Source organism: Streptomyces sp. NPDC002779 (assembly GCF_042888685.1).
GTDB lineage: Bacteria > Actinomycetota > Actinomycetes > Streptomycetales > Streptomycetaceae > Streptomyces.
This window is the reverse complement of the sequence record NZ_JBIAQC010000002.1, coordinates 686707-698811: the sequence shown is the minus strand read 5'-3', so window position 1 is coordinate 698811 and position 12105 is coordinate 686707. Positions and strand designations below refer to the sequence as shown.

At 72.8% G+C, this 12105-nt stretch carries 10 protein-coding genes; all 10 read left to right on the top strand.

Going from position 1 to position 12105, the window contains the following annotated elements:
- Positions 1 to 54: 54 nt before the first annotated feature.
- Positions 55 to 2379, top strand: a complete 2325-nt coding sequence (locus tag ACFYW5_RS08690) for an MMPL family transporter (protein WP_389416211.1) — start codon at positions 55 to 57, stop codon at positions 2377 to 2379.
- Positions 2380 to 2730: 351 nt separating this feature from the next.
- Positions 2731 to 3816 (top strand): type III polyketide synthase, encoded by a 1086-nt coding sequence (locus tag ACFYW5_RS08685; protein WP_389416210.1) that lies wholly within the window; start codon positions 2731 to 2733, stop codon positions 3814 to 3816.
- A 108-nt stretch (positions 3817 to 3924) separates the two neighbouring features.
- On the top strand, positions 3925 to 5037 hold the full coding sequence (locus tag ACFYW5_RS08680) for a sulfotransferase (protein WP_389416209.1): 1113 nt from the start codon (positions 3925 to 3927) through the stop codon (positions 5035 to 5037).
- Positions 5034 to 5582 carry an adenylyl-sulfate kinase gene (gene cysC, locus ACFYW5_RS08675; RefSeq protein WP_389416208.1) on the top strand — a complete coding sequence of 183 codons (549 nt, stop codon included), beginning with the start codon at positions 5034 to 5036 and terminating at the stop codon, positions 5580 to 5582. Before ACFYW5_RS08680 ends, cysC begins: the two co-directional genes overlap by 4 nt.
- Positions 5579 to 6487, top strand: a complete 909-nt coding sequence (gene cysD / locus ACFYW5_RS08670) for a sulfate adenylyltransferase subunit CysD (RefSeq protein ID WP_389416207.1) — start codon at positions 5579 to 5581, stop codon at positions 6485 to 6487. The genes cysC and cysD overlap by 4 nt, the downstream gene beginning before the upstream one ends.
- Before the next feature lie 133 nt (positions 6488 to 6620).
- A complete protein-coding gene (locus ACFYW5_RS08665; RefSeq protein ID WP_389416436.1) occupies positions 6621 to 7859 on the top strand; it encodes a sulfate adenylyltransferase subunit 1 in 1239 nt (412 codons plus the stop codon).
- Positions 7846 to 8991, top strand: a complete 1146-nt coding sequence (locus tag ACFYW5_RS08660; RefSeq protein ID WP_389416206.1) for an ABC transporter substrate-binding protein — start codon at positions 7846 to 7848, stop codon at positions 8989 to 8991. Before ACFYW5_RS08665 ends, ACFYW5_RS08660 begins: the two co-directional genes overlap by 14 nt.
- 19 nt (positions 8992 to 9010) lie before the next feature.
- Positions 9011 to 9799, top strand: coding sequence for an ABC transporter ATP-binding protein (locus ACFYW5_RS08655; protein WP_389416205.1), 789 nt, complete (start codon positions 9011 to 9013; stop codon positions 9797 to 9799).
- Positions 9786 to 10685, top strand: a complete 900-nt coding sequence (locus ACFYW5_RS08650) for an ABC transporter permease (RefSeq protein WP_389416204.1) — start codon at positions 9786 to 9788, stop codon at positions 10683 to 10685. The genes ACFYW5_RS08655 and ACFYW5_RS08650 overlap by 14 nt, the downstream gene beginning before the upstream one ends.
- Before the next feature lie 43 nt (positions 10686 to 10728).
- On the top strand, positions 10729 to 12015 hold the full coding sequence (locus ACFYW5_RS08645; protein ID WP_389416203.1) for a PucR family transcriptional regulator: 1287 nt from the start codon (positions 10729 to 10731) through the stop codon (positions 12013 to 12015).
- Positions 12016 to 12105: the final 90 nt, after the last annotated feature.

Genomic DNA, 12105 nt, shown 5'->3' with positions numbered 1-12105 from the left:
TCCCTCCCCCACGCCTCCCACCGCACTTGCCACTACTGCACGAGGAGCATCTCCGTGGCGACTTGGCTCTATCGGCTCGGTCTCGGCGCCTTCCGCCGTCGGCGGCTCGTCCTGGCGGCCTGGCTCGCCGTGCTGACCGGCAGCGTCTGCGCGCTGCTCGTCGTGGGCGGCGAGCTCGACAACGAGTTCACGATTCCCGGCTCCGAGTCCCAGCGCGCGCAGGACACGATGGCCAAGGACTTCCCGGCCGCCGCGGGCACCAGCGCCCAGATCGTGTTCACCGCGCCCGAGGGCACCAAGGTCACCGATCCAGGGGCCGTACAGGGCATCCAGCGGACCCTCGCCGCCGCGCAGGACGCCCCGCAGGTCGCCGCGGTGATCCCGCCCGACAGGGCCGGCACCGTGACCCCCGACGGCCGCACCGCACTCGCCCAGGTCAACTACGACGCCGCCCGCTCCGACCTGGACGACGGCACGCTCGACACGCTGGAGGAGACCACCTCGGCCGCCGAGGAGGCGGGCCTTGAAGTCTCCGTCGGCGGTCAGGCGTACGGCAACGGCGTCCTCACCCCCAGCGTCCTCGAACTGCTCGGTGTCGTGGTCGCGTTGGCGGTGCTCGCCCTGACCTTCGGTTCGCTGCTCGCCGCCGGGATGCCGCTGCTGACCGCCTTCGTCGGCATCGGTACCGGGCTCGCCGGGCTGCTGGCGCTGTCCTCGGGGGTGACGGTGTCGTCGACCGCGCTGAGCCTCGCGCTCATGCTCGGCCTCGCGGTGGGCATCGACTACGCGCTCTTCGTGCTGTCCCGGCACCGGACCCAGCTCGCCCAGGGCATGGAACCGCGCGAGTCGGCGGGGCGGGCGGTCGGGACGGCGGGCAGCGCGGTGGTCTTCGCCGGGACGACGGTCGTCATCGCGCTGGTGGGGCTGGTCGTGGTGCGTATCCCGTTCCTGACGGTCATGGGTCTGAGCGCGGCGGCGACGGTGCTCATCGCCGTGCTGGTCGCGGTGACGCTGCTCCCGGCGCTCTTCGGCTTCGCGGGGGCCCGGCTCACCCCCCGGCCGGGGTCAAGGGCAGCGCGGCGAGCGGCGGTTGCCTACGGGAAGGAGCCCGCGAGGCATACAGAAAGGGCCACGGAAAAGGGCACGGAGGAAGCCACGGGAGAAGCCACGGAAGGAGTCACGGGAGAAGCCGCGCCGGAGGACGCCGCGGCCAAGGCTTCCGTCCTGGGACAGCGCTGGGCCCGGCTCGTCACCCGGCGCCCGCTCCTCGTCGTCGTCGGCACCGTCGCCGCCCTGGTGACCCTGGCGCTGCCCGCCGCCGACCTGCGGCTCGCGCTGCCCGACAACGGCACGGCGGCGCACGGGACATCGCAGCGCGAGACGTACGACGCCGTCGACGAGGCGTTCGGGCCCGGCTTCAACGGGCCGCTGCTCCTGCTCGCCGAGACGGACACCCGGGGCCAGGCAGGCCAGCAGCAGGCGGCCGCCGTGGCCGGACGGGTGCGGGAGCTGCCGGGCGTGGTCAAGGTCGGCCGGCCGCAGTACGCGCCGGAGTCCGGGCGGGCGGTGATCCAGGTCGTGCCGGAGGGCGGACCCCAGGACGAGTCGACGCAGGATCTGGTCGACGCCCTCCGCGGTGACGCGGCCGTCATCGAGCGGGAGACCGGCGCCGCCCTCTCCGTCACCGGCACCACGGCGATCGGGATCGACGTCTCCGACCGGCTGACCGCGTCCCTCCTGCCGTTCGCGGCGGTGGTCGTCGGGCTCTGCCTCGTCCTGCTGCTGCTGGTGTTCCGCTCGCTGGTCGTGCCCGTCAAGGCGACCGTCGGCTTCCTGCTGTCGGTCGGGGCGTCCTTCGGCGCGGTGGTGGCCGTGTTCCAGTGGGGCTGGCTCGCCGACGCGCTGGACGTGGCCAGGACCGGGCCCGTCGTCAGCTTCCTGCCGATCGTCCTGATGGCCGTGCTCTTCGGACTCGCCATGGACTACGAGGTCTTCCTGGTCTCCGGCATGCGCGAGGAGTGGGTGCGCACCGGCCGGGCCCGGGACGCTGTGATCGACGGGGCCGGACAGGCCTCGCGGGTGGTGACGGCGGCGGCGCTCATCATGTTCTTCGTCTTCGCCAGCTTCGTGGCGACGGAGGACGCCATCGTCAAACCCATCGCGTTCGCGCTGGCCTTCGGCGTGCTGGTGGACGCCTTCGTCGTACGGATGACCCTGGTGCCGGCGGTCCTGGCGATGGTGGGACGCGGCGCCTGGTGGCTGCCCCGCCGGCTGGACCGGCTGCTGCCCGATCTGGACATCGAGGGCGCACGGCTGCACCAGCCGGCCCGCACCGGACCCACGCGCCCGCTGACCGAAATCAATGTCGGCTCTGGCTGAATTACCAGGAATTGATTCCAGACATCAGAACCGGTCGCAATAACGCGATGTCGGCCTGCCTCCGAGTTTACCCGGAGGCAGGCCGACGTTTTTACGCCGCTCGATGTCACCGGCACGGAAATTTACCCTGGAACATTTGATTCCACCGGAACTCCCGTGTTTGACTGAGGTCACCGGATCGGCATCCGGCTCGAACGGGGGAGAGTCTGACCACTCTTCTTTCCATCTTCCATGCGCCCGTTCGGCGCATGTTCACTGGACAGTCTGACCTGCGCAAAGAAGCCCGGGTCGGCTTCCATCGGCACGCACGATTCCCTCCTTTACGCCGCCCGAAAGCCAAGGGAAACACGCATGCATCTCGAAGCGAAAATCGCCCCTGCCCGTCATGGGATGCGCGCCGCCGCGCGTCCCGTCATCACCGGGTCCTCGCATTCCTTTCCGGAGACCCGGACCAGCCAGGACGACCTGTGGAAGGAATTCTTCCTGGAGCACTACGACGGCTTCCCGCTGGCGCGTCGGATATTCGAGAATTCCGGGATCAGCGCCCGCTCCACGGCCGTGGACCCGCGCGCCGAGCGTGCAGTGTCCGGCTGGAGCACGGGACAGCGCATGGAGCGCTACATCGAGGAGGCCGTGCCGCTGGGCAGGCGCACGGTCTCCGAGGCCCTGGAGTCCGCGGGCCTGGCCCCGTCGGACGTGGGCATGCTGGCCGTCGCCTCCTGCACCGGCTACACCACGCCCGGCCTCGACCTACGGCTCGCGGACGAGCTGGGCATGAGCAGCAAGGTCCAGCGGCTGTTCATCGGCCACATGGGCTGCTACGCCGCCGTGCCCTCACTCGGTGCCGTCTCCGACTTCGTCGCCTCGCGCGGCCGTCCCGCGGTGCTGCTCTGCCTGGAGCTGACCTCGCTGCACGTCCAGCCGCCCACCCAGGACATCGAACAGATCGTGGCGCACGCGCTGTTCGCCGACGCCGCCGCGGCCGTCGTCCTGGAGCCCGACGCCGGTTCCGGCTACGAGGTCCTAGACGTCGTCGCGGTCACCGACCACAGCACCGCCGACCTCATGAGCTGGCAGATCACCGACCTCGGCTTCAAGATGGGCCTCTCGCCGAGGGTGCCCGACGTCCTCGCGCAGCACGTCGGCGAGGTGGTCCGCGACCAGTTGCTCGCCCCGCACGGACTCAAGCCCGAGGAGGTCACCGGCTGGGCCGTGCACCCCGGCGGCAAGCGCATCCTGGAGGTCGTCGGTGAGCGGCTCGAACTGCCCGCCGGCGCACTCGACGCCTCCTACGGCGTCCTCGACGAGTGCGGCAACTGCTCCTCGCCCACCGTCCTGATGGTCCTCGAGCGGCTGCCCCGCACCGAAGGACCGGTGGTCGCCATGGCCTTCGGCCCCGGCCTGACGCTGTACGCGGCCCTGCTGCGCCGGACCTGACCCCGGCCGGGGCACCGGCGGACCGCACTCCGCCGGCCCACCCGCAACACCTTCCCGCACGACCCCACGGACACCGCCCCAAGGACGCACGGAAGGAACAGCTGCGCCATGCCCACTCCGACCTCACCGGGCCAGGTCTTCGTCACCGGCACCGGACGCTGCGGCTCGACCCTGGTCTCCGAGCTGCTGCGCGAACACCCGCAGGCCCTCAGCCTGTCCGAGCTCTTCAACCACCTCACGGACATGTACCGGATCACCGCCCGGGTCTTCCCCGAAGGCCCCCTCACGGCGGCGGAGTTCTGGGACGTCCTGTCCGCCCGCAACACCGTCAACCGGCTGCTGGGCGCCCACGGCCTGGCCCCGAGGGAAGTCCTCTACCGCCCCTCGGCGACCACCCGCTTCCAGGCCGCCACCGGCATACCGGCCGTCCTGATGACCACCCTCCCCCACCTGTCCGACACCCCCGACGAGCTGTACGACGAACTCCGGGCGGCCGTCGCCGGGTTCCCGGACGCCCGGGCCGGTGAGCACTACCGGCGCCTGTTCGCCTGGCTGTGCGCCCGCTTCGGCAAGACCCTGTGGGCCGAGCGCAGCGGCGGCTCGCTGATCCTCGCCGGGCAGTTCCGCGAGCACTTCCCCGACGCCCGCTATCTGCACATCGTGCGCGACGGCCGGGACACCGCGCTGTCGATGAGCCGGCACACCGGCTTCCGGATGGCGGCGGTGGTGATGGCACTGCATCTCACCCTCGGCCACGACCCGTACGCCGAGCCGCCCGCACCGGACACCGGACGGGACCTGGGCTTCGTACCGGAGGAACTGCTGCCGTTCCTGCCGGACCGTTTCGACGCGGACGCCGTGCGCGACTACCGGCTCCCGGTGTCGCTGTTCGGCACGTACTGGGCCGACGAGATGAAGCGCGGCATGGAGGCGATGTCGATGCTGCCGCAGCAGAACGTGCTGCACCTGTGGTACGAGGACCTGCTCGCCGCGCCCGAGGAGTCCCTGCACCGCATCGGCGAATTCCTCGGCGCGGACTTCGTGGACGGCGACTGGGAGCGCCGCTGCGCGGCCAAGGTCGGCGCGCCCTCGTCGTCCTGGCGGGACCTGCCCGACGCCGAGCGCGCGGAGCTGGACCAGGCGTGCGCCCCCGGGTTCGCCGTGCTCGCCGCGCACGGTGTCGTCCCGCTGGCCGGCACGACGGCGGGGAGCAGCGCATGAGGACCCCGCCGACCCCGGGCGCCACGGTGTGGCTGACCGGGCTGCCCAGCTCCGGCAAGACCACGCTCGCCCAGGCCCTGGCAAGCCGCCTCACCCGGGAAGGGCGGCGGGTCGAAGTGCTCGACGGCGACGAGATCCGCACCTTCCTCAGTGCCGGCCTCGGCTTCACCCGCGAGGACCGGGACACCAACGTGCAGCGCATCGGCCTGGTCGCCGAGGTGCTGGCACGCAACGGCATCCTGGTGCTGGTCCCGGTCATCGCGCCGTACGCCGACAGCCGGGAGGCGGTCCGCAAGCGGCACGAGGCGAGCGCCACCCCGTATCTGGAGGTGCATGTCGCGACACCGCTCCAGGTGTGTGCGGTACGCGATGTGAAGGGCCTGTACGCGCAGGCCCGCGCGGGGCGGCTGTCCGGCCTCACCGGTGTCGACGACCCCTACGAGCCTCCGCAGCACCCGGACGCGAGGGTGGAGACCCAACTCCAGTCCGTGGCCGAGTCGGTGAACGCCGTGCACGCGCTGATGACCCAACGGGGGGTGCTGTGAGCACGGTTGCCGCCCGGCTCGGACACACCGACGTCCTGGAGGCGGAGGCGGCGTACATCTTCCGGGAGGTGCTCGGCGAGTTCGAGCGGCCGGTGCTGCTCTTCTCCGGCGGCAAGGACTCCGTGGTGATGCTGCATCTGGCGCTGAAGGCGTTCGCACCGGCCCGGCTGCCGTTCGCGCTGCTGCATGTGGACACCGGGCACAACTTCCCGGAGGTGCTCGCCTACCGGGACCGGGTGGTGGCGGCGCAGGAGCTCACCCTCCATGTGGCGTCCGTACAGGACTGCATCGACCGGGGTGTGCTGCGCGAACGCCCCGACGGCACCCGCAATCCGCTCCAGACGCTGCCGCTGCTGGAGGCGATCAGCGGCGGCGGGTTCGACGCGGTGTTCGGCGGCGGGCGGCGCGACGAGGAGAAGGCACGGGCCAAGGAGCGGGTCTTCTCCCTGCGGGACGAGTTCGGTACGTGGGACCCGCGCCGCCAGCGGCCCGAGCTGTGGCAGCTGTACAACGGCCGTCACCTGCCCGGTGAGCATGTGCGCGTCTTTCCGCTGTCGAACTGGACCGAGCTGGACGTCTGGCAGTACATCGCCCGCGAGGGCATCGAGCTGCCGTCCATCTACTTCGCGCACGAGCGGGAGGTGTTCCTGCGGTCCGGGATGTGGCTGGCGCCGGGCGACTGGGGCGGCCCGCGGGACGGTGAGCCGGTGGAGAAGCGCCGGGTGCGCTACCGCACCGTCGGCGACATGTCCTGCACCGGCGCCGTGCTCTCCGAGGCGTCCGGGGTCGACGACGTGATCGTGGAGATCACCGCCTCCCGGCTCACCGAGCGCGGCGCCACCCGGGCCGACGACCGGCTGTCGGAGGCCGCGATGGAGGACCGCAAACGCGAGGGGTACTTCTGACGTGACCGCCGACCTGACGGCCCCCGGCCATCCCCCTCATTCCACCGCCGCGCTGCTGGTGCGCGGCATCTTCCAGGAAGCCAGGTCCCGGCTGAGCGCCGGTTCCGGCACGCCGAAAGGACGCGTGAACCCCATGGCCACCGCCCAGCCGACCGAGCCGGACCTGCTCCGCTGGGCCACCGCCGGCTCGGTGGACGACGGCAAGTCCACCCTCGTGGGACGACTGCTGCACGACTCCAAGTCCGTCCTCGCCGACCAGTTGGAGGCCGTCACCCGCGCGTCCTGCGGCGAGGGCCCCGACCTGGCCCTGCTCACCGACGGGCTGCGCGCCGAGCGCGAGCAGGGCATCACCATCGACGTCGCCTACCGCTACTTCGCCACCCCCCGGCGCCGGTTCATCCTGGCCGACACCCCCGGACACGTGCAGTACACCCGCAACATGGTCACCGGCGCCTCGACGGCCACGCTGACCGTGATCCTCGTCGACGCCCGCAAGGGCGTGGTCGAGCAGACCCGGCGGCACGCGGCCGTCGCGGCGCTGCTGCGGGTGCCGCACGTGGTCCTCGCCGTCAACAAGATGGACCTCGTCGGCTACGAGCAGTCCGTGTTCCGCCGCATCGCCGAGGAGTTCGGCCGGATCGTCGCACAGCTCGGCATTCCCGAGGTCACCGCCGTCCCGATCTCCGCGCTCGCCGGTGACAACGTCGTCGAGAAGTCCACCCGCATGGACTGGTACGAAGGCCCGACCGTCCTCACGCACCTGGAGAACGTCCCGGTCGCGGACGACGTGGCCGACGGACCCGCCCGGTTCCCGGTCCAGTACGTCATCCGCTCCGGGGACGTCCGGCTCTACGCCGGTCAGGTCGCCGCCGGTGCGCTGCGGGTCGGCGACCGGGTCACCGTGCTGCCGTCCGGGCGCACCACCACGGTCACCGGCATCGACGTGCTGGGCGCCCCGGCCCAGCTGCTCCGCTCGCCGCAGTCCGGCGCGCTGCGGCTCGCCGACGACCTGGACGTCTCCCGGGGCGACCTGATCGTCCCGGCGGGGGCGCTTCCGACGGTGTCCCGGGACGTCGAAGCGGCCGTGTGCCATCTGCACGAGCGGCCGCTGAAACCCGGGGACCACGTGCTCCTGAAACACACCTCGCGCACCGTGCGCGCGGTGGTCCGCCGGATCCACGGGCCGGGACGGCTCGACCTGAACGAGATCGGCCAGGTCTCCTTGCGCACCGCCGAACGGCTGGCGTTCGACCGGTACGAGGACAGCCGGCGCACCGGCTCCTTCGTGCTGATCGACCCGGCCGACGGCGCCACCCTGACCGCGGGCATGGTCGGCGCGACCGCTCCGGGATCCCCCGATGCGGCTGCCTGAGCGCCGCCCGGCGTCCCCCCGCTCCCGGCGTCCGCTCCGCGCGGCCCTCGCGCTGCTCCTGCTGCTGTTCCTGGCGGCGGGCTGCGGCTACGGGTCCCGGGCGCCGGGGGCGGCGGCGGCGCCGGCCGTGGGCACCGGACCACCGCTGTCGGCGGACGAGGTCTCCGTCGGCTACTTCGCCAACGTCGGCCACGCCACCGCGCTGGCCGGTGTCCAGCAGGGTTCCTTCACCCGCGAGCTGGGCGGCACCCGGCTGCGCACGCAGGTCTTCAACGGCGGCTCGTCCGCGCTGGAGGCGCTCAACGCGGGCGCCGTGGACATCGCGTGGATGGGACCGTCGCCTGCCGTCAACGGCTACCTGCGGTCCGGGGGGCGCGGACTGCGGATCATCTCGGGTGCCGCCTCGGGAGGGGTCGCGCTGGTCGTCGACGGCGACGCGAAGGTGCGCGGCACCGACGTCCGGGGGCTCAGGATCGCGACGCCGGAGGCGGGCAACACCCAGGACGTCGCGCTGCTGCACTGGATCCGCGAGCAGGGCTGGGAGGTGGACCCGCGCACCGGGCGCGGTGACGTCACGGTGGTACGGCAGTCGCCCAAGGAGATCCCGACCAGCTTCCGGCGGGGCACGATCGACGGAGCGTGGGTGCCGGAGCCGGTGGCCGCGCAGCTCGTCGCCGCCGGCGGACGGGTGCTCCTCGACGAGTCGGACCTGTGGGACGGCGGCGCGTTCGTCACCGCCCTGGTGGTGGTGTCCCCGTCGTTCCTGGCCGACCATCCGGACGTCGTCGAGGCCGTGCTGCGCGGCTCGGTACGCACCAACGCCTGGCTGAAGAGCCGCCCCGCCGAAGGGAAGGCGGCCGTCAACGACGCCATCGAGGCAGTGACCGGCCGACCACTGGAGCCCGGCGTCCTCGACGCGGCCTGGCGTCATGTGCGCCTCACCGACGATCCGCTCGCCGCGACGCTCTTCGAGGAGGCGGACCGGGCCGAACGGCTCGGGCTGCTGGAGGGAAGCCGTGCGGGCCTGGCCGGAATCTTCGATCTGCGCCCGCTCAACCGGGTCCTCGCCCAGCGGGGCGAACCGGCCGTGGACGACGCCGACCTGGGTGTCGCAGCCACTCCGACCACCTGAACCCAAAGGATCTGATCACATGTCAGAAACCGCGCTGCGGGCCGTATCACCGGCCCGCCCGATCGCCCTGGCCGGGGTGGCGGAGCCGGCCGTACGGCTCACCGGCGTCTCCAAGTGGTTCGACACCGCGGGGCGGCGCCAGACGGTCCTGGACGACATCAGTCTGACCGTCGGCCGGGGGGACTTCGTCTGTGTGCTCGGCGCCTCGGGCTGCGGCAAGTCCACCCTGCTCAACCTGGTGGCGGGACTCGACCGGCCGTCCGCCGGCGCCATCGAGGTCACCGGCGGCCGACGGCCCGCGCTGATGTTCCAGGACCACGCCCTGTTTCCCTGGCTGACCGCGGGCCGGAACGTCGAACTCGCCCTGCGGCTGCGCGGAGTGCCGCGGCGCGAGCGGCCGGAGGAGGCCCGCCGGCTCCTCGAACTGGTCCGGCTGAAGGACGCCTACGGCAAGCGCGTCCACGAGTTGTCCGGCGGCATGCGCCAACGCGTCGCCCTGGCCCGCGCGCTCGCCCAGGAGGGCGATGTGCTGCTGATGGACGAGCCGTTCGCCGCGCTCGACGCCATCACCCGGGACGTGCTCCACGAGGAGCTCACCCGCATCTGGTCGCAGAACAAGCTCTCCGTCGTCTTCGTCACCCACAACGTCCGCGAGGCGGTCCGGCTCGGGCAGCGGGTCGTACTGCTGTCCTCCCGGCCGGGCCGGATCGCCCGCGAGTGGGCCGCCACCGGCACCCCTGAAGCCGCCCTGACGTCCCGGGTCACCGACGCGCTGCGGGAGGAGATACGCCGCCATGGCCGCCGGTGAGACGGTCGCTCCCCGCAAGGTGAGCGAGACCGCGGCCGTCGAGGCCGGTCTCGACGCGCTGGACAGCGCACCCGCCAAACCCGCCCGGACACCCGTGCGGCGAATCCTGCGGGAACGGGTGCTGCCGCCCGTGGCCGCCGTCGTTCTCGTCCTGCTCGCCTGGCAGGTCGCCTACGAGGCCGAGGTCAAGCCGGACTACCTGCTGCCGTCCCCGGCCGACGTGTGGCGGGCGCTGTCGGACCAGTGGTACGAGGGCACGCTGTTCTCCACGGTGTGGACGAGCATGCAGCGCGGCGCCCTCGGGTTCGCGGCGGCCGTCGTCATCGGCACGGCGCTGGGACTGCTGCTCGGCGCGGTGCGGTCGCTGCGGACCGGGATCGGTCCCGTGCTGTCGGGGCTGCAGTCGCTGCCGTCGGTGGCGTGGGTACCGGCGGCGGTCGTGTGGTTCGGGCTCACCGACGCCACCATCTACGCGGTCGTCCTGCTGGGCGCCGTCCCGTCCATCGCGAACGGGCTGCTGGCGGGCGTGGACCAGGTGCCGCCCCTGTACCTGCGGGCCGGACGGGTGCTGGGCGCCACCGGGGCCGCCCGGGTCCGGTACGTCCTGCTGCCCGCCGCGCTGCCCGGCTACCTGGCCGGGCTCAAACAGGGCTGGGCGTTCTCCTGGCGGTCCCTGATGGCGGCCGAACTCATCGCCAGCAGCCCGGAGTTGGGCCTCGGACTCGGCCAACTGCTGGAGAACGCGCGCACCTACCAGGACATGGCCCTGGTGCTCGCCACCATCGGGGAGATCCTGGTGGTCGGCATCGCCGTGGACCTGCTGCTGTTCGCGCCGCTGGAGCGGAGGGTGCTGCGGTCGCGGGGGCTGACCGGGGCGCGGCCGTGACGAGGGGGACGCGGGTGCGGGCGCCGTCTGCTGTACTGGCCCGGTGAGCGTGACCGCCGGTTCGGGATCCTCGTGGCTGCTGCGTCTGGCGCCGTCCGCGGTGCCACCGGAACCGGCGTGTCCACCGGAGACGCTGGCCGTGGCCGAACGGCCCCTGGGGCCGGGGCCGGTCGGCTGGGCCGTCGAGGTGGCCCGGGACATGGCGGCGCACATCGTGCGGCAGGTGCCCGAGCACGGCACCCCCGGCGCGTACCCGCCGTTCCGGCGGGCGGTGGAGGCCACCGTACTGACGGCCCTGCGGGGCCTGGCCACCGAACCCGAGCCGACCGAAGCGCTGGTGGCACCGGAGGCGGTGGCGGGCAACGCCGAACTGGCCCGCCGCAACATCCCGCTGGACCGGGTGCTGCGCGGCGTCCGGCTCGGCCACGCCTATCTGCACGCACGGCTGATGGAGGCGCTCGACAAGGAGCCCGTGGAGACCCGCGCCCAGGAGACCCACCGGATCAGCAGGCTGCTCTTCGTCTACGCCGACGTACAGGCCAGCCGGCTCGCCGAGGAGTACGTCGCCGAACGCGACCGGTGGCGGCGCAGCACCGAAGCGGCCCGCCGCCGCACGGTGGACGACCTGCTGGCCGGACGGCTGATCGGCGGCGCCGTCGCCGCGCGCACCCTCGGCTACGAACTGGCCCGGCACCACGTGGCGTTCATCCTCACCTCCGGCTCCCAGGACACCTCGGCCGACGAACTGCGGTACCTGGCAGCGGAGTTGTGCCGTGCGGTCGGCGGGGAGGGTCTGCTGGCCGTGTCGGCGGGCGCCACCGAGCTGTGGGCGTGGGCCTGCTGGCCGGCGGAACCGGCCCCCGGCGCGCTGACCCGGCTGCCCGCGCAGGTCCCCGAGCGCAGACCACTGCGGGCGGCACTGGGGCCCGTCGGATACGGCGTCGAGGGCTTCCGGCGCAGCCACCGCGGCGCCCGGGAAGCCGAGCGGGTGGCCCGCCTCGGCCGTACGGGCTGGCTGTGCGACTACGCCGACATCAGCACGGCGGCGCTGCTCACGGCCGACGCGGAGCACGCGCGGTGGTTCGCGGCGCGGGTGCTGGGGGCGTTGGGGGCCGATGATCCGCGGGTGCGGGAGCTGCGGGAGACGCTGCGGGTGTATCTCGCCGAGGGGCGGAGCCCGCAGGGGGCGGCCGAGCGGCTGTTCGTGGCGCGCAACACGGTGACGTACCGGGTGCGGCGGGCCATGGAGCTGCTGGGGCGGCCGTTGGAGCAGGACGCGCTGGAACTGCGGATGGCGCTGGAGGTCGCCCGGCTGCTGGGGCCGGGGTAGAGGGCCCCGGCTCCCCGTCCCAAACAGCGGCCGGAGTTTGGGCTGTCGGCCCAAAGCCCTGAACCCGTCTGCGCCGTTCACTGCAACGGA